Here is a 17917-nt window from a genome sequence, read left to right as displayed (position 1 = left end):
TGGGCTGAGTTCCCAATGCTGCGGTGTTTCCCGAGCGCATAAATCAGGGGATTATGACCGTTTTCCGTGCGCTTTTTCGGCAATTTCCAAAAGCCCCGTCAGTTTTGTCAACAGTGATTCGTCGATATCACCTATGCAGAGCGCGAGGCGGTTCGCGAAAGCCGTGTGTTCGGCCGACAAACCCGAGGTATCGATCACCACCCTGGGGTCGGAAAACCGGGCAAGAAGAAACAATTCTTCGGCTTCATCCCAGATGATGTTGAAATAGCCGGCAATGCGCTGAAGTAAGTCGAATGTCGGCAATCCCCGCTTCCCATGTTCCAACGCCGAAAGGTAAGCCGGCGAAAGATTGAGCGCTGCTGCCATCTGCTTTTGCGAAACCCCCTTCCGCAACCGCAGACGTCGGACAGCTTCCCCAAAGGGCGTCATGACGCCTCTCCGGGGCGGCGCGCTAGCCTGATATACAACGCACCCTCCCCTCCATGATGGCGCGCTGCCGTCTCGTATGACGAGATAAGGTAGCGGAATTCCGCTTTGGAAAACCAAAGCGGCACCGCGCGCCGCAACGCTCCGTCGCTCCCGAGCGAACTGCCCTTGCCGGTGATGACCAGCACATGCCGCATACCCCGCGTGTGTGCATGGATTAGGAAGTCGAGGAGGATGAGATGGGCTTCGCTTTGAACCAACCCGTGAAGGTCGATACGAGCCTCCAGAGCGACACGCCCGTTTGCGATCTTACGCTTTACCGGCCGCTCAAACGGATGGTGCATGCCTGAGGGCGTCTTCTTCGCCGCCTCGGCGGTCTGCGGGGCACTCGTGCCGGTCGGACGAGGATCAGCACCAACGCGTTTCTCGGTCGAGGCTGAGGCTTGTTGCTCAGTCTCATTCAACAGCGCATCCAATTCGTCCCGAACACCTGCCATGCCCTGCATCGGGCGGATACTTCTAGCAACCTTCCCCCACAAGATCCGCTCGTCCGTACTGAGTTTGCGGTCCTTCACCATCAGACGAACCTCGCGGCGGCGTTCGCCGGGATCAAGATGAAGAAGTCCGCATCATGGCGCACCGTTCCTGCGAGTTCACCGGCGATGTCGCCCGAGCCTGTGAATATATCTCCGCGTGCCGGGCCGACGATTGCCGATCCCGTATCCAGAGCAAGCATCAGGCGACCGAACGATTTCCCCCCGCCCAGATGGCGAAGGCTCTCCGACCGGATGAAAAAGGGGAAGCCGAACGTATGGATATTTCGATCGACGGCCAGCGAACGGCCGGCGACGAGTGGCACCTTGGCGGCAGCGATCGGCCCCTCGTTTGCATCTCCGAACGGAACCTCACGGAAGAAAATGTATGATCGATTATGCCACAGCACCTCATCCATCTGGCCGGGATGCGCGGCTAGCCAGGCTCTGATGGATTGCATCGAGATTTGCGAAGGTTCGATCTCACCCCGTTCGATCAGCAGCTTGCCGATGGCGGAAAACGGATGCCCGGCTTTGGCGGCGTAGGTTATCCGACCGCGCCGCCCATCACGGTGACGAAGCCTGGCCGATCCCTGGACGTGCGTGAAGAAAACATCGGCCTTTGATTTCGCCCAAGCGATTTCAAGCAATTTTCCGTGAAGCGCACCCTGATCGATCGCCTTGCGGTCGGGATACGGACCGATCGCCCCGCCCGACAATTGCGCGAATGCGTAACTCGCATCGAGCGTGGCTGGTCGGTTCGCATCGTCCACATCAACGAGATCATCGGGGCGGCGGTAGAAGGGAAAGCGATACTCTTCATCCGGCTCATCGGAAACGGCGACTTCCGGCTCGTAAAAAGCGGTCACGAAACCGCGCTTGCCGTCGGCCCGCCTCACCAGGAAAGGCCGGAAATTCTGTTCGAAGAATACCCGCGCCTCGGAGGCGGAAACATGTTTGGCATCGGCGATGGCGGCGCGAAGGCTTAGAAGATCGTCTGATGTCAGGCCAAGTGAGCCGGTTCGGTAGGGTTTGACCTCCGTTATATAGCGGCAGCAGTGCTCCATAACTGCAAAAAGGCCGGAAGGATCGTCGTCCTGCCAGCCTTTCAGTGCTTCGAAGCTTACTTCCTCGAGGGTAAAGCTCGTCGAACTTTCACTCATGTTCCGATTCGGTCGCCACCAGTTTCCAGTTCGGATCACGCGATCTTGTGTCGCGCGCGAAGGTCCAGAGATCGTTGACGTCGGCTACGTTCTCGGCGTCACCGTCAATCAGCTTCTCGTCCTTGTCGTAGGTCACGGAAATCAACTGGCTGGCGATGCGCATGGTTATCTGCGCCTCGCTATCCTTGACCTCAACGGTCTTGATATCGGCTTTTTCGATGCCGACGAAGGTGGATTTGACCTTCTCTCCCCGCGCTTCACGTTCTGAGATAGCGGTATCGAAGCCATCATAGACTTCACGCGAAAGAAGATTCTTGAGCGTCTTCCGATCCCCATCGGCAAAGGCCGTCACAATCATCTCGTAAGCCATGCGCGCGCCGTTGACGAATTCCTTCGGATTGAAGGAGGCATCAATCTTGTTCATCTCGCGGAGCGAATCATTGAGCGGCGTGCCGGCCGGTGCGAACGTATCGATGGCTGCAAAGCGGTCTTCATCTTCTACAGCCGAATCGCGACGCGGCAAGGTGACAACCTTCCCGCCATCAGGCGTTTCCGGGCCAGCCGCATCGCGCGGCGTATAAAGATCCCGCGGCGGCTTCTCATTGCCTGTGCGACGACCGAGCACGCTACGCAGCTGAAGGAAAATCAGCACCGCCGCCACCAGGAAAAACAATGTAATGAAGTCGTTTGAACCCATATCCTACCAAAACCGCCGTTAACATCCCTGATTTCTATACCCATATAGTCTGCATATACAGATGATTCAAATAGGTCTGCGCCGCAGATCGCCCTAAAGGAGTCCGGCCGGAACGCCGGAAGGAGATATGCGCCTAACAATGTTGCCAGGTTTCCTGCTTTTGCTGCCGCTTGCCGAGATTGCCGGATTTGTGGTTGTCGGCAAAGCAATCGGATTATGGGCGACGCTGGCCCTGGTTATCCTGGGCTTTTTCGGCGGACTGGCAATTCTGCGGCAGCAGGGAATTGGCATTCTCAGACGCATGTCGGCGGAAGGGCGAAGCGGGGTTGTTCCGGGGCGCGACCTTCTGCGCCCGGCAATGCTTGTCATTGCCTCCATCCTCCTGATCATCCCAGGCTTCATCACAGATCTCGTCGCGTTGCTTCTGTTCATCCCGTTCGTGCGTGAACGCGCCTGGAAATATGTCAGTGGTCGATTCGTCGTGGTCGGTCGTTCGGCCAACGCAGGACCTGGAACGCAACGCGGTCGAAACGGCGCAAATGTTGTCGACCTAGATGCGGACGACTATCGACGCGAGCCTTCTGGTCAGTCCCCGTGGTCCAAGCATCTTGGTGATTGACACGCTTATCGGTTGCTCGGCCTCAGGGTTGTAAGGAAACCGCCGAAATGATAGATGCGGCTCAATCCAGTGCCCTCGAGGAAAAGCCAATGGCCAACGAAGACAGCAATAACGGTGCGACCAGCCCAAGCCTTACGATCCTAGCCCAGTACACCAAGGATCTTTCTTTCGAAAATCCCGGTGCTCCACGTTCGTTGCAATCTCGTGACAAGGCCCCTGCGATCAACATCGCGGTGAACGTCAACGCCAACCCGCTTTCCGACAACGACTTCGATGTCGTTCTGTCGCTGAGCGCGGAAGCCAAGGAAGGCGACAAGACGGTTTTCCAGGCTGAACTCGTCTATGGTGGTGTTTTCCGGATTGCCGGGTTCCCCCAGGAGCACATGCTGCCGGTTCTTTTCATCGAATGCCCGCGCATGCTCTTCCCGTTCGCACGTCAGATCGTTGCTGACGTAACGCGCAACGGCGGCTTCCCTCCGCTGATGATCGACCCGATCGATTTTTCTCAGATGTTTGCCCAGCGTGTTGCCGAAGAACAGGCTCGCGCCAAGGTTCAGACGAACTGATATCTTCCGCAGGATTAAGTCGAAAGCCCGGGTCAGCCCGGGCTTTTTAGTTTGGGCGATCGTATTTTGCCCAAATACCCTTGGTTCCGAGCTTCGCGATCAACGCATCGTGTGCCGTGGCTTCCACCTCACTTAGGCGGGAGGCCAGTAGCCTCGGTCTATCGATGACCTCGATCACGATATCTGCCAGGTCGCCATCATTCGATGCCGCGCCGTTGCTCTGTGCAATACCGAGACCGAGCGCGGTCTGACGACCCCCGATCATCTCGATATAGACTTCCGCCAGCAATTCGGAGTCAAGAAGTGCGCCGTGTTTTGTGCGGTGAGAGTTGTCGATGCCGTAGCGTCGGCACAAAGCGTCCAGCGAATTCGGGCCCATTGGGTTTTTGCGCCTTGCGAGCGAAAGCGTATCCGTTACGCGCTCCGGCAGAATTGGCGGCAATCCCAAACGCGCAAGCTCAGCATTCATAAAGCCCATATCGAAGGTCGCGTTGTGTGCGATCCAGCGGCCATCTCCGAAGAACTCCAGGATCTGATCGACAACTGCGGAAAATGGGGGCTTGTCCTTGAGGGACTCGTCCGTGATCCCGTGAACCGCGAGCGCATCAGGATGAATCTTCTGATCGCCGGGGTTTATATAGAGATGCAACGTCCTGCCGGTCGGAAAGTGGTTGAGGAGTTCGATTCCACCAATTTCGATCACGCGGTCGATACGACTATCCAGACCGGTCGTTTCCGTATCGAAAATGATCTCACGCATGCTGAAATTCTCCACTGCGAAGCCGGCGCTTCAAATCCTCAACAATCTCGGCAACTCTTTGCTTCGAGGCTTCCAGGGTGCCACCCGTATCGATGAGGTAATCGGCTCGTTCTCGTTTGATGGCGTCCGGCGTTTGCCGCGACAGAATCATATTGAATTTTTCTTCTGTCATGTTCGGACGCGCAAGCACCCGCTGACGCTGAATCTGTGGATCACACGAAACAACAACGACGACATCGACTCTCTTCTCGGCGCCAGTCTCAAAAAGAAGCGGAATATCGAGGAGGACGATCTCGGGCCCTTTGGCCTGTTCTTGTTCGATAAACTGCTGCTCCCGTTTCCGAACAAGCGGGTGAATTATGCTCTCAAGCTTTTTGAAGCCTTCACTCTGTGAAGACAGCTGGCGAGACAGCTCCTGTCGATCGATAGCGCCATTCTTCATCGTTCCAGGAAAAACGGCATCGACCAACGGTGCGGCTTCGCCTGCGTAAAGCTGGTGGACCACCGCATCTGAATCATTCACAGGCACGCCGGCATCGGCGAAGAATTTCGCCATCGTCGATTTTCCCATTCCGATGGAACCGGTCAGCCCAACGCGCAGCATCAATGCTTTTCCATGTCCACGATAATCAGGTCGCGCAGATGCTCGTCAACGACCGGCCGTTGACCGAACCATTTCTCGAAACCCGGAACTGCCTGGTGCAGGAGCATGCCTAGTCCATCGACAATGGCAAACCCCTGGTTCTGCGCCTGAAGCAGGAAGGGCGTCTTGAGAGGCACATAGACGATGTCGGTCACGACGGCGCCGTCTCGCAATGGAGAGAAATCAATATGTGGCGCTTCGTCCCCATCCATTCCAAGCGACGTAGTGTTGATGAAGAGACCGGCGCCGGTCATGATTTCTCGCAGCGCCTGCACCGGATGGGCCGTTACCGTCGAGCCGAAGCGATCCGCTAGTTCCCTGGCACGGTCGACCGTTCGATTGACGACGCGGATTTCCTTGAAGCCACGATCACGAACCGCCTGAATGATGGCGCGGCTGGCGCCGCCGGCGCCGAATACAATGGCGACCTCTGCGTTATCCCAGCCGGGATGGCGCTCATCGAGGTTAGCGGTGAAGCCCCGTCCGTCGGTGTTTGTCGCCTTCAACCTGCCGTCTTCGAGCCAAAGTGTATTTGCCGCGCCGAGTTCTTGCGAAAGGTCGTCCGGATCATCCGCAAGCTGGAAAGCGATTTCCTTGTGAGGAATTGTCACGTTGCCGCCGACGTAAGGCTCCTCGCCGGCTTTCAGTGATTGGACGAACTGCCCAAAGTCAGCGGGCGCGATTTCACGTGCGCGATAGTTTCCCGGCAGTTTGAGGGTATTCAGCCAGTAACCGTGGATGAGAGGTGATCGCGAATGATTGACGGGAAAGCCCGCCACGAAGGCCTGAGGGCCGACTGTTTCACGTGAATCATCCATCAATAGCACCACGAGATCTCAATTCTTCCAAAAGCGGTAACATCGGCAGGCCGACAATCGTGAAGTAATCGCCGTCCACGCGGGAGAAAAGCTGCAGCCCCTCCCCCTCTAGTTGATAGGCGCCGACACTCGTAAGAGCCTTCGCACCGACACGCTCGAGATGTCTTGTAATAAAGTCCGAAGTCAGCGGACGCATTGTAAGGTCAGCAGTCGAGATGTGTTCCCATACGACTTCGCCCGCATAGGCAAGCGCGATGGCGCTATTGAGGCGGTGGGTTTTTCCCGACAAGGAAGTGAGATGATCGGCGGCAGCCGCCATATCCATCGGCTTGTGAAATGTTTGCTTTCCGAGGGACATTGTCTGGTCGGAGCCGATCACGAGAGCTGTCGGGAAGCGATCGCTGACCTCTTTTGCCTTCGCCTTGGCGAGTTCCAGTGCCACCTCATCAGGCGTGGCACCGCCTTCTTCCAGCGGCTGTCCGATCGCCCGCTCGTCGATATCCGCAGCATGGGCATCGAAGGTCAAACCGGCATTCTGCATGAGCATGCGACGGAAGGGACTGGAGGATGCGAGAATGAGCTCAGACGTCATGGAACCTCGATACAGATTTTGCTTTGCGCTTAGCGTAGCTTTGGCCGGAGGGCAACGATTGCGGCGGCCGTCTCTTCGATCGATCGCCTGGTCACATCGATCATCGGCCAATTGTGTCTTGCACAAATGGAGCGCGCATATTTCAGCTCCTCGGAGATCGCAGCGCGGTCGGTATAGTCGCCCCGATCAAATCCGGAGGTCGCACCAAGCACGCGATTTTCCCGGACCTGAGAAATGCGGTCGGTCGTCGCGATAAGACAGACAATCAAAGGTCTCGACGCGGCCAGCAAACTCTCAGGCAATGGCACACCACTGACGATCGGGATGTTCGCCGTCTTGATCCCCCGGTTCGCCAGATAAATGCTGGTCGGCGTCTTCGATGTGCGACTGATGCCAATTATGACGACATCCGCCTCATTATAATCATCCGGCATCTGTCCATCATCGTGATCCATCGTGAAGTTCAACGCTTCGATGCGCGCGAAGTATCCGGCGTTCATCACATGCTGTGCGCCGACCCGCCGGCGCGACGGGGCGCCAAGATAGATCTGGAAGGCATTGATGACAGGCTCGAGCACATTCACCGATGCGACACCCATTTCGACACATCGCTCATCGACCAATGTCGCCAGCTCGCGATCGACGATCGTGTAGAGAACGATACCAGGCTCCTTGTCGATAGCCTGCAGCACCGTCAGCAACTGCTTTCGGTTACGGATCAGCGGATAAACATGTTCGACGGGTTGCGCCGACTTGAATTGAGCAGAAGCAGCCCGGCCGGCGGATATCAGAGTCTCTCCGGTTGAGTCAGAAATCAGATGGAGATGGAAGAAGTTCGGCCTGTTCTCCACGATATTTTCCGCTACCTGTTGATAAGACTGGATGACTGAGAGGTAAGGGCCGGCGGGTCGGTAAGGCAAGGGAAAACATGCCTACTTTTCCACATTTCGAATTTCCGACAGCGCGTTTTCGGCAGGCTGTGGATGCTGTGGAAGAAGAGCAGATGTTGGATTCTATGCACAGCTTTTCCACAAAGACGGCGGCAGTGCACTTGATCCTATCTCTCTGTAACTATGAGATATTCCAGATCGCTCCCCGATATCCTAGCGATACCAGGATTCGATCATCGTCGAAATCCATCGATGCGTGACAATTCGTATCGGCCGTGGATGGATTTTAATCCTTGATAGTCACCGACTCTAAGAAATAGAAACCTTTTAAATATCTTTGTATTTTTATAGGGAAGAAGCGCTTGAGCGAGATGCAGCGGAGAATAATGCGGGTTCTAGAGGGAGAGACTCTGGCTCCGCCTCCGATCTGGCTAATGCGTCAGGCTGGGCGATACCTTCCCGAATACCGTCAGACGCGCGCACAGGCAGGAAGCTTCCTGGATCTCTGTTATTCGCCTGACTATGCAGTCGAAGTGACGCTTCAGCCTATTCGTCGGTATGGCTTCGATGCAGCGATCCTGTTCTCAGACATCCTCGTCATTCCCGATGCAATGAAGCGAAATGTGCGGTTCACCGAAGGACATGGTCCCGAGATGGATCCGATCGATGTCGACGGGATTGACGCACTCGATCCAACCAATGTGATCGACTATCTGAAGCCGGTTCTGGAAACGGTTCGTCGACTGAGGGAAGAGCTGCCGGGCGAGACGACCTTGCTCGGCTTCTGCGGAGCTCCGTGGACCGTGGCGACCTATATGATCGCTGGACATGGCACACCCGATCAGGCGCCTGCCCGGCTCTTCGCCTATCGGAATCCGAAAGCGTTCGAAAAGTTGCTGATGGTGCTTGCCGATATCTCGGCCGACTATCTGGTTGCGCAGATCGATGCCGGCGCCGACGCCGTGCAGATTTTCGATTCCTGGGCTGGCGTCCTCGGCGAGCATGAGTTCGAGGCATTCGCTGTCCGTCCGGTTGCCCGCATGATCGCCTCGATCAAGTCGCGGCGACCACAGGCGCGTGTCATCGCGTTTGCGAAGGGGGCTGGTTATCTCCTGAAGAACTACCGGCAGGCGACGAATGCGGACGCGATCGGGCTCGATTGGTCTGTCCCGCTTGGTTTCGCCGCTGAGCTGCAGAAGGATGGACCGGTACAGGGAAACCTCGACCCAATGCGCGTTGTCGCTGGCGGCTCTTCTCTGACCGAAGGGATTGATCGCATTCTTCAGCGTCTGGGTAACGGCCCGCTGATCTTCAATCTCGGGCATGGAATTACGCCACAGGCGGATCCCGAGAACGTCCGGCTGCTCGTCGAGCGGGTGCGGGGCGGAAAGGGTCTCTGATGGAGCGCCAGACCGATGAGAGGCCGGGTACCTACGCACGCAGGCGCGCCCATTTTGCCATTCTCTTTTTCCTCCTGCTTGCCGTCGGACTATTCGCCTGGAACCCGGATACCCTCTATCTCTGGATCAAGGCGCTTCACATTATCGCAGTGATCTCCTGGATGGCCGGGCTGTTTTACATGCCACGGCTTTTCATCTACCACACCGACGCGGAGCCGGGCTCGGTGCAGTCGGAGACATTCAAGGTCATGGAACAGAGGCTTCTGAAAGTGATTATGAATCCGGCGATGATGATCAGCTGGATTCTTGGCCTTTACCTCGCCTGGTCCGTTTACGATTTTCAGGGCGGTTGGCTGCATGCAAAGATCGGTCTTGTCGTTCTCATGACGGTCGTGCACGTCGTCTTCAGCCGTGCGGTGAAGGCCTTTGCCCGCGACGAGAACCGTCATTCGGCCCGGTACTGGCGGTTCATGAACGAAGCGCCGACGCTCCTCATGATCGCGATCGTTATCCTTGTCGTCGTGAAGCCGTTCTGAACCGGGTTAAATTTATTTCATTTTAAGCCGCCCCCTTGCGGCGGGGCACCTTAGCAGCTATTTTCCCGTCACCTCATCCTTGTGGCGTGTATGTAAAGTTCAATCGCCTGCGAGCTTTATCGCAGGGCCGATTACTGCCTTCAACATCGCCTTCTCCCTTGAAAATATAGAGTATTGGTCACTTCATGGCTGAAATGAAGCTTCAGGAACTTAAGAGTAAATCCCCGACAGATTTGTTGGCGTTCGCCGAATCACTTGAAGTCGAAAACGCGAGCACGATGCGCAAGCAGGAATTGATGTTTGCGATACTCAAGGTTCTGGCGAGCCAGGATGTGGAAATCATCGGCGAAGGCGTCGTTGAAGTGCTCCAGGATGGTTTCGGATTCCTGCGGTCGGCCAATGCGAACTACCTGCCTGGCCCTGACGACATCTACATCTCACCATCGCAAATCCGCCGCTTCTCGTTGAAGACAGGCGATACCGTCGAAGGTCCGATCCGGGGTCCGAAGGAAGGCGAGCGTTATTTCGCGCTGCTGAAGGTCAATACGATCAACTTCGACGATCCTGAAAAGATCCGTCACAAGGTTCACTTCGACAACCTGACGCCGCTCTATCCGAACGAACGCTTCAAGATGGAGCTCGAAGTTCCGACGACGAAGGATCTCTCGCCGCGCGTCATCGATCTGGTTGCGCCGTTGGGCAAAGGTCAGCGTGGACTGATCGTAGCTCCGCCGCGTACCGGTAAGACGGTGCTGTTGCAGAATATCGCGCATTCGATCACCGCAAACCATCCGGAATGCTATCTGATCGTGCTTCTGATCGATGAGCGTCCCGAAGAAGTGACTGACATGCAGCGGTCAGTTCGTGGCGAAGTTGTTTCGTCGACGTTCGACGAGCCCGCAGTTCGCCACGTCCAGGTTGCCGAAATGGTGATCGAAAAGGCGAAGCGTCTCGTGGAACACGGCCGCGACGTTGTCATCCTGCTGGATTCCATCACCCGTCTCGGCCGTGCTTATAACACTGTTATCCCCTCCTCCGGTAAGGTCTTGACCGGTGGTGTCGATGCGAACGCTCTGCAGCGTCCCAAGCGCTTCTTCGGCGCCGCGCGTAACATCGAAGAAGGCGGTTCGTTGACGATCATCGCAACGGCGCTGATCGACACCGGCAGCCGAATGGACGAAGTGATTTTCGAAGAGTTCAAGGGTACCGGTAACTCGGAAGTCGTGCTCGATCGTAAGGTCGCCGACAAGCGCATCTTCCCGGCGATGGATATTCTCAAGTCTGGCACGCGTAAAGAGGACTTGCTGGTTCCGCGGCAGGATCTCCAGAAAATCTTCGTGCTGCGACGCATCCTCGCGCCGATGGGAACGACCGATGCGATCGAGTTCCTGATCGACAAATTAAAGCAGACGAAGAACAACGGCGATTTCTTCGAGTCGATGAATACCTAACATTAGCCGGATTCCGTAGGTAAGGCCGATCACGCTAGTGGTCGGCTTTTCTATTTTTACAGCGCCATACTTGTTGGCGCCGGATTGATTCGGTATCGAACCGAACAGGTGCACCGATGGCTGAATTCAACGATACAATCTATGCGCTGACCAGCGGCTCCGTGCCGGCAGGCGTTGCGGTCGTGCGGGTAAGTGGTCCGACCGTTCGAGAATTGACGATAGGACTTGCGGGCCTCCTGCCTACCCCGCGGCAAGCGACGCTGCGGACGATTCGGACTCGTAATGATCTTGCAATTGATTCCGGCCTCGTATTGCTCTTTCCCGGCCCGGCCTCGTTTACCGGTGAGGATGTCGTTGAATTCCACCTCCATGGCGGCCGCGCAGTCGTCGACGCGCTGTGCCGGGAGCTGAGTACATTTCCGAAGACGCGCCAGGCGTTGGCTGGGGAGTTTTCACGGCGGGCCTTCGCTAACGGCCGAATGGACTTGGTTGAGGTTGAGGGGCTGGCGGATCTTATTTCGGCCGAGACGGAAATGCAGCGTCGGCTGGCAGTCGAGCATAGCAGTGGCGGATTGTCTGCGCTCTATGGCGCTTGGGCCAATCGTCTTACCCGTGGACGCGCGTTGATCGAGGCGGAGCTCGATTTCGCGGACGAGGACGATGTCCCAGGATCGGTTTCCGATCAGGTATGGGACGACATGGAACTGCTGTCGACTGAACTTGATCAACATCTGCGCGACGCGGAGGCGGGTGAGATCATTCGCGACGGATTCAAGGTGGTGATTGCGGGGGAACCGAACGCCGGCAAGTCGAGCCTGATGAATGCTCTCGTCCGCCGCGACGTGGCAATCGTTACTGACATAGCCGGCACGACACGCGACGTCCTGAGTACAGACCTGAATATCGATGGATACCTTGTCCGACTCTCGGACACCGCTGGCCTGCGGGATACTGAAGAGGTGGTTGAACGCGAGGGCATAAGGCGCGCCCGTCAAGAGATCGCAAAGGCTGATCTTGTGCTCTATCTTGAGGATAGCTCGGCTGTTGCGCGGGTCCACGATGGCCCCGCCGGCGCGCTGCGTATCGGGACAAAGGGGGATCTTCAACCCTCAAGCCATGGAACGTACGACGTAGTGATCTCTGTTGAGACCGGCGAAGGTCTGTCGGAGCTGATACAGCTGATGACGACCGCGCTTGAATCCAAGGTGCGCGTTCAATCGCTGGCGATTCCGAATCGCCGACGACATAAAGATTCGCTTACGGAATGTTTAAGGGCAGTAAGAGCGGCGCTATTGGATTCCGAAAGGCCACTGGACCTGCGGGCCGAGGATCTGAGAGTGGCTTCGGATGCACTTGGCCGCGTCACCGGTCGTGTCGATGTCGAGAACCTTTTGGACGTAATCTTCGGTGAGTTCTGCATCGGCAAATGATTCACGTGAAACACATAGCGCCGTGTTTAAAATCCGACGTTTCACGTGAAACGTCTTGACTCGCGAGAGCACATCCCTCATGACCGGGGTCATCTCAGGAGTTCTAGAATGACCACGTCCCAGTTCGATGTCATCGTCATCGGTGGCGGACATGCTGGCTGCGAAGCTGCGGCCGCTTCTGCACGCCTGGGCGCGAGGACAGCTCTCGTCACTCACCGAAAAGATACGATCGGGGTGATGTCGTGTAACCCGGCAATCGGCGGCCTGGGTAAAGGGCATCTCGTTCGCGAAGTGGATGCACTCGACGGCTTGATGGGCCGCGTTGCCGATCTCGGTGGCATCCAGTTCCGTATGCTTAATCGGAAGAAGGGACCTGCAGTTCGCGGCCCTCGGACGCAGGCGGATCGCAAGCTCTATCGTTTGGCGATGTTGGCGGCGATCGAATCGATACCAAATCTGACGATTGTCGAGGGTGACGCCCACGACGTCGATATACGCGATGAACGCGTCGCCGCTGTTGTTATGAAAGATAGCCGGAGGCTCTCCTGTGGAGCCGTCGTCCTGACGACAGGCACTTTCCTCCGCGGCTTGATCCATATCGGGGACAAGAAGATCCCTGCGGGTCGCGTGGGCGAAGAGCCAAGTTTGGGCTTGTCGCAGACGTTGCTCGGTCTCGGTCTGCGGCTTGGTCGACTCAAGACCGGGACGCCGGCGCGATTGAATGGCAAGACGATCGACTGGGCGTCCGTGGGGCGTCAGGGCGCGGATGTGGACGCTGTCCCGTTCTCTTTCATGACCGATCGAATTACAAATACGCAGATCGAATGCGGCGTGACTCGTACCACCGATGCGACTCATCGCATCATCGTCGACAATTTGAAGCGCTCTGCAATGTATTCCGGCCAGATTGAAGGCGTTGGACCTCGCTATTGCCCCTCGATCGAAGATAAACTGGTCAAGTTCGGCGAGCGCGATGGGCACCAGATTTTCTTGGAGCCGGAAGGGTTGGATGACGACACTGTCTATCCAAACGGCATCTCGACCTCCCTCCCCGCCGAAATCCAGGACGCGTTCATACGAACGGTTCCCGGGCTCGAACACGTTGAGGTGCTCCAGCACGGTTATGCGATCGAGTATGACCATGTCGATCCGCGCGAACTGAAGCCCTCTCTTGAAGTCAAGAAGATGAATGGTCTTTTCCTGGCTGGGCAGATCAATGGCACGACCGGTTACGAGGAAGCCGCGGCTCAAGGCCTAGTCGCCGGACTGAATGCGGCGCGCCTGGCCGGTGACCAGGAAGCGATCCGGTTCAGCCGAACCGATTCCTATATTGGCGTTATGATCGATGATCTCACATCGCGCGGTGTTGCCGAGCCCTATCGGATGTTCACGTCTCGCGCCGAATACCGATTGTCGCTGCGAGCGGACAATGCGGATGTGCGGCTTACTCCATTGGCGATTAAGATAGGGCTGGCGTCGCAGGAGCGAGCCGAGCGCTTCTCACGTTACGAGAACAAACTCTCGGCGTTTCGGGATGAACTGAAGTCGTTGGCCGTTACGCCGAATGAAGCGCGACGCGCCGGCCTGAGGCTCAATTTGGATGGGCAACGCCGCACGGCATACGAACTGCTGGCGTATCCAGATTTCTCGCTCGATGTCCTTTCATCAGTCTGGCCCACGCTGAACGAGATTGAGCGGCCGATCGGCGAGGCATTGGAAATTGAGGCGAGTTATGCCGTCTATATGGAGCGCCAGTCAGCTGATATTCGGCACATCAAGCGGGATGAGGACAGGACTATTCCTGCAGATTTCGACTTTGATGGTTTGTCTGGATTGTCGAACGAGCTTAAGCACAAGCTTAGTATGGCCAGGCCATATGACATTGCGCAGGCGACCCGCATTGACGGGATGACGCCTGCAGCCGTCTCGTTGCTGCTCGTTCACCTCCGCCGAGCCGAGAATGCGGCTTAGACGATTGCTGAAGTACACTATTTGAGAGTCCTGGTATGAATTTGAACGGTCGGCGTGTTTCACGTGAAACACAGGAACGGTTGGAGCATTTTGCCGCGCTGTTTCAGCGTTGGGCGAAGGCGATCAATCTTACGGCTCCCTCCACGATCAGCGATATGTGGAGCAGGCACATTGCGGACAGTGCTCAGATCTTTCAGTTGCAGTCGAACTCCGGGGCCTGGCTTGATCTCGGTAGCGGTGGCGGCTTTCCGGGTATCATAACCGCGATCTTCCTGGCAGAAATCGGCGACGGCTGGGTCAATCTCGTCGAGAGCAACAACAAGAAGGCTGCGTTCCTGAGAACTGCTCTCAGGGAGACAAGTGCGCGCGGATCGGTTCATCCGGTTCGGATCGAGGAAGCTCCAACCATTGTTCACAAAGCTAATTTTGTCTCGGCTCGGGCGCTCTCCGATCTAAATGGGTTATTCGGTTACATCGAGCCTTGGTCCTTGGAGAATTCGGAATTAAGGTCATATCTCCATAAAGGCCGGGATTATCGGGCCGAGATCGAGAAAGCCCGTAGTGGCTGGTCATTCGATCTGCTAGAACACAATAGCGCCGTCGAACGTGAATCTGTGGTGTTGGAAATATTCAACCTCCGGCGTTTGGGCTAACAGATCGGGCACTTGAGCATGGTTGCTGAACGAAATCGCATCATCACGATTGCAAACCAGAAGGGTGGCGTTGGTAAGACGACGACTGCCATTAATCTCGCCACGGCGCTCGCTGCTATCGGTGAACGTGTGCTCATCGTTGATCTCGACCCACAGGGCAACGCCAGCACAGGGTTGGGGATCGATAGAAAGCACCGCCGACTGTCTTCCTACGATCTTTTATTGGGCGACAATGGTATTTTTGAGGTGGCGCAAGAGACGGCGGTTCCAAATCTTTTCATCGTGCCGTCAACGATGGATTTGCTTGGCGTCGAGATGGAGATCAGCCAGCAGAGCGACCGTGTCTTCAAATTGAAGAAGGCGCTGGCGTCCGACGATGCGTTTCGGTTCTCGTATATTCTCGTCGACTGCCCTCCCTCATTCAACCTGCTGACCATGAATGCAATGGCGGCTGCGCACTCGGTTTTGGTGCCGCTTCAGTGCGAATTTTTCGCATTGGAAGGTCTGAGCCAGCTGCTGGAGACGGTCGACCAGGTTCGCAAGACCGTGAATCCGAACCTTGATATTCAGGGCATCGTTCTAACGATGTTCGATTCTAGAAATAATCTGGCGCAGCAGGTTGTGACCGATGTTCGGACGCACCTCGGCGAAAAGGTTTATCATACGTTAATTCCTCGGAACGTTCGGGTGTCGGAAGCGCCTTCGTATGGCAAGCCGGCTATCCTTTACGATCTCAAGTGCGCTGGAAGTCAGGCCTATCTGCAGCTCGCCTCGGAAGTTATCCAGCGCGAACGGCAGCGTCTGGCGGCGTAGACAAGACCAACGTTAGCGGCGAGTACCTGTTATGAACGATGATGTCTCGAAAAGACGGCTCGGACGCGGCTTGGCGGCGTTGATCGGCGAAATGGATCAGCCGGTCCCCGCGGAAGCTGCGCGTCCTTCAGTCAGCGCTGATCGTTTGGTTCCTATCGAGTTCATCAGCAGAAACCCACGTAACCCACGTCGTTTCTTTGATGATTCCGAGCTCCACGATCTGGCAAGCTCTATCCGTCAGCATGGTATCGTTCAGCCGGTCGTCGTGCGCACGCTGTCCGCGGAGCGATACGAAATCATAGCCGGCGAAAGACGTTGGCGGGCGGCGCAGTTGGCGGGCCTCGTAGAGATCCCTGTTATCGTACGAGACGTTGACGACAAGACTGCTCTTGAGATCGCAATTGTTGAAAATGTTCAACGTTCCGATCTCAATGCGCTGGAAGAAGCGCTTGGGTACGAACAGCTAATCGCGGAATATGGCTATACGCAGAATGATCTCGGTGAGATTATCGGCAAGAGCAGAAGTCATGTGGCGAATTCCCTTCGTCTGCTCAAGCTTCCCGACCCTGTGCGCGACATGTTGGCCGCCGGCAGTCTTTCCGCCGGCCATGCCCGTGCCCTCGTCTCCACTTCCGATCCGTCGAGCCTTGCACGCACGATCGTTTCCAAGGGGATGTCAGTGCGCGACGCCGAGCGACTGGCGCAGAACGACATCAAGGCGCAGTCGGAACCGAAACTGGCGGCACAGCAGCGAGATCAGAAGGATTCCGACACGCTCGCTCTCGAGCGGACGCTTTCGGACGCCCTTGGTCTGGATGTGACCATCAACCACAAGGCCACTGGTGGCCAGGTCCGTATTTCTTACAAGTCGCTGGAGCAGCTGGAGGAAATATGCCGGCTCTTGGAGCGGCGTTAGGTCAGCGGCGCGCGGATTGCAGCGTCGTTGACAGGAGCGTCTGAAGCGCGATTGTATCTTCCAACGATGCCCGCATGCGCGTCTGCAGGATTGCAGATTGTAACCGGTTCATTTCGCGGGCAATGGCGTCGGCAGACCAGGTCCTCAGTGCCTGTTCCAAGATCGGCTTGCGCCGAAAGTGGATATGTCTTCCGAGCGTCTGCATAACCTGCCCGGACGGGATGCGCTTTTCGTCCATCTCGATCCTCATCGAATCCATGAGCTGGAATTGCCGCAGGCATCCCTGGAGAACCAGAAAAACGGTAGTCTTCGAGCTTATGATCTTCTGCATGGCATGCAGAAAGGCGTTTGAATTGCCGCTGAGAATGGCATCGACCGCGTCATCGACGGAAATGGCGCTCGCGTCGCCGATGATGTCAGTAACGTGATGTTCTTCGATGGTCTCACGGCCGAGGCAATAAAGGACGAGTTTCCTGAGCTCATTGCGAGAGGCGATACGGTCTCCGCCGATCAACTCTACGAGGGCCTGCCGGGCTGCGGGCGTAATCCGAAGGCCGGGCTCGCTGAGCTCCCGGTCTATCAGCGCGTTCAACGCGCGCGCATCGTCGGCATAGCAGGGAATGACGGCGATCTGGCGAGAAGGCTCGACAATCTTTCGAAGCAGCGATCCCTTCTTGAGGTCACCTGCTTCAACGATGATGTGCGTTGCTTCCGGAGGCTTTGCCGCCAGAGTCTCAAGCGAATCGGCTAGGTATTTTTCGTTGGCACCGCCGCGAATCCAGATCAGCTTGTCGCCGCCGAAAAGGCCGATCGCTCCGGCCTCATCCAGAAGACGTCCCTGGTCGCGCTGCAGGTCGGCGATGTCAAGTTTGATCAGCGAAAACGGATCATCAAGTGCTACGCCGGTGCGTGCGGCTATCTGGGTGGCTCGCTCGGAAACGAGCCCCCGATCTGGGCCGTAGATAACGAAAATGCGGTAGTTGCGGGCGGACTTATCGAGGAAACCCTCAAACTCATGCGATTTTATTTCCGCCACACAA

The 17917-nt window shown here is 56.6% G+C and carries 20 protein-coding genes; 10 read left to right on the top strand and 10 right to left on the bottom strand.

What is annotated here, in order from left to right; all coding sequences use genetic code 11:
* Positions 1–51 precede the first annotated feature (51 nt).
* The 4 genes from ASE04_RS02025 to ASE04_RS02010 are packed head-to-tail and all read right to left on the bottom strand — an operon-like array spanning position 52 to position 2819.
* The gene (locus ASE04_RS02025; RefSeq protein WP_056811103.1) at positions 52–429 is read right to left on the bottom strand and encodes a helix-turn-helix domain-containing protein; all 378 of its coding nucleotides are present in this window, start codon (positions 427–429) and stop codon (positions 52–54) included.
* A complete protein-coding gene (locus ASE04_RS02020) occupies positions 426–1004 on the bottom strand; it encodes a Smr/MutS family protein (RefSeq protein ID WP_056811101.1) in 579 nt (192 codons plus the stop codon). Before ASE04_RS02020 ends, ASE04_RS02025 begins: the two co-directional genes overlap by 4 nt.
* Positions 1004–2122 (bottom strand): murein transglycosylase A, encoded by a 1119-nt coding sequence (gene mltA / locus ASE04_RS02015; protein WP_056811098.1) that lies wholly within the window; start codon positions 2120–2122, stop codon positions 1004–1006. The genes ASE04_RS02020 and mltA overlap by 1 nt, the downstream gene beginning before the upstream one ends.
* Positions 2115–2819 carry a Tim44/TimA family putative adaptor protein gene (locus tag ASE04_RS02010; protein WP_056811095.1) on the bottom strand — a complete coding sequence of 235 codons (705 nt, stop codon included), beginning with the start codon at positions 2817–2819 and terminating at the stop codon, positions 2115–2117. The genes mltA and ASE04_RS02010 overlap by 8 nt, the downstream gene beginning before the upstream one ends.
* Before the next feature lie 127 nt (positions 2820–2946).
* Between ASE04_RS02010 and ASE04_RS02005 the strand changes: the two genes are divergently transcribed.
* The gene (locus ASE04_RS02005; RefSeq protein ID WP_056811093.1) at positions 2947–3438 is read left to right on the top strand and encodes an FxsA family protein; all 492 of its coding nucleotides are present in this window, start codon (positions 2947–2949) and stop codon (positions 3436–3438) included.
* Positions 3439–3527: 89 nt separating this feature from the next.
* Positions 3528–4004, top strand: coding sequence for a protein-export chaperone SecB (secB, locus tag ASE04_RS02000; RefSeq protein WP_056811090.1), 477 nt, complete (start codon positions 3528–3530; stop codon positions 4002–4004).
* A gap of 46 nt (positions 4005–4050) precedes the next feature.
* On the opposite strand, the gene dnaQ is transcribed toward secB, so the two are convergent.
* Genes dnaQ through ASE04_RS01975 form a run of 5 tightly spaced genes read right to left on the bottom strand, consistent with a single transcriptional unit; the run spans position 4051 to position 7668 of the window.
* Positions 4051–4764: a DNA polymerase III subunit epsilon gene (dnaQ, locus tag ASE04_RS01995; RefSeq protein WP_056811087.1), complete on the bottom strand. Its 714-nt coding sequence runs from the start codon at positions 4762–4764 to the stop codon at positions 4051–4053.
* Positions 4757–5368, bottom strand: a complete 612-nt coding sequence (gene coaE, locus ASE04_RS01990; RefSeq protein WP_056811085.1) for a dephospho-CoA kinase — start codon at positions 5366–5368, stop codon at positions 4757–4759. The genes dnaQ and coaE overlap by 8 nt, the downstream gene beginning before the upstream one ends.
* Complete coding sequence (locus ASE04_RS01985; RefSeq protein ID WP_056811081.1) at positions 5368–6225, bottom strand: shikimate dehydrogenase; 858 nt, start codon at positions 6223–6225, stop codon at positions 5368–5370. The genes coaE and ASE04_RS01985 overlap by 1 nt, the downstream gene beginning before the upstream one ends.
* Positions 6218–6817, bottom strand: a complete 600-nt coding sequence (locus tag ASE04_RS01980; RefSeq protein WP_056811078.1) for a Maf-like protein — start codon at positions 6815–6817, stop codon at positions 6218–6220. Before ASE04_RS01980 ends, ASE04_RS01985 begins: the two co-directional genes overlap by 8 nt.
* 29 nt (positions 6818–6846) lie before the next feature.
* A complete protein-coding gene (locus tag ASE04_RS01975; protein WP_056811074.1) occupies positions 6847–7668 on the bottom strand; it encodes a pyruvate, water dikinase regulatory protein in 822 nt (273 codons plus the stop codon).
* Positions 7669–8078: 410 nt separating this feature from the next.
* Here ASE04_RS01975 and hemE point away from each other — a divergent pair, with 410 nt between their 5' ends.
* From hemE to ASE04_RS01935, 8 genes are all read left to right on the top strand, one after another.
* Positions 8079–9107 carry a uroporphyrinogen decarboxylase gene (hemE, locus tag ASE04_RS01970; protein WP_443216837.1) on the top strand — a complete coding sequence of 343 codons (1029 nt, stop codon included), beginning with the start codon at positions 8079–8081 and terminating at the stop codon, positions 9105–9107.
* Positions 9107–9643, top strand: a complete 537-nt coding sequence (hemJ, locus tag ASE04_RS01965; RefSeq protein ID WP_056811069.1) for a protoporphyrinogen oxidase HemJ — start codon at positions 9107–9109, stop codon at positions 9641–9643. Before hemE ends, hemJ begins: the two co-directional genes overlap by 1 nt.
* Positions 9644–9828: 185 nt before the next feature.
* Positions 9829–11094 carry a transcription termination factor Rho gene (gene rho, locus ASE04_RS01960; protein ID WP_156408679.1) on the top strand — a complete coding sequence of 422 codons (1266 nt, stop codon included), beginning with the start codon at positions 9829–9831 and terminating at the stop codon, positions 11092–11094.
* Between the two features lie 116 nt (positions 11095–11210).
* The gene (gene mnmE / locus ASE04_RS01955; protein ID WP_056811067.1) at positions 11211–12524 is read left to right on the top strand and encodes a tRNA uridine-5-carboxymethylaminomethyl(34) synthesis GTPase MnmE; all 1314 of its coding nucleotides are present in this window, start codon (positions 11211–11213) and stop codon (positions 12522–12524) included.
* A gap of 108 nt (positions 12525–12632) precedes the next feature.
* A complete protein-coding gene (mnmG, locus tag ASE04_RS01950; RefSeq protein WP_056811064.1) occupies positions 12633–14495 on the top strand; it encodes a tRNA uridine-5-carboxymethylaminomethyl(34) synthesis enzyme MnmG in 1863 nt (620 codons plus the stop codon).
* 35 nt (positions 14496–14530) lie between these two features.
* Entirely contained in the window at positions 14531–15148 is a 618-nt protein-coding gene (rsmG, locus tag ASE04_RS01945) for a 16S rRNA (guanine(527)-N(7))-methyltransferase RsmG (protein ID WP_056811061.1), read from the top strand.
* Between the two features lie 18 nt (positions 15149–15166).
* The gene (locus ASE04_RS01940; protein ID WP_056811058.1) at positions 15167–15961 is read left to right on the top strand and encodes a ParA family protein; all 795 of its coding nucleotides are present in this window, start codon (positions 15167–15169) and stop codon (positions 15959–15961) included.
* Between the two features lie 31 nt (positions 15962–15992).
* On the top strand, positions 15993–16877 hold the full coding sequence (locus tag ASE04_RS01935) for a ParB/RepB/Spo0J family partition protein (RefSeq protein ID WP_056811055.1): 885 nt from the start codon (positions 15993–15995) through the stop codon (positions 16875–16877).
* A 1-nt stretch (position 16878) separates the two neighbouring features.
* Here the strand turns inward: ASE04_RS01935 and holA are convergent, their stop codons facing one another.
* Positions 16879–17913: a DNA polymerase III subunit delta gene (holA, locus tag ASE04_RS01930; protein ID WP_056811051.1), complete on the bottom strand. Its 1035-nt coding sequence runs from the start codon at positions 17911–17913 to the stop codon at positions 16879–16881.
* Positions 17914–17917: the final 4 nt, after the last annotated feature.

The organism is Rhizobium sp. Root708 (assembly GCF_001429725.1).
Taxonomy (GTDB): Bacteria; Pseudomonadota; Alphaproteobacteria; order Rhizobiales; family Rhizobiaceae; genus Rhizobium.
This window is presented reverse-complemented; position numbering and strand designations above follow the sequence as displayed.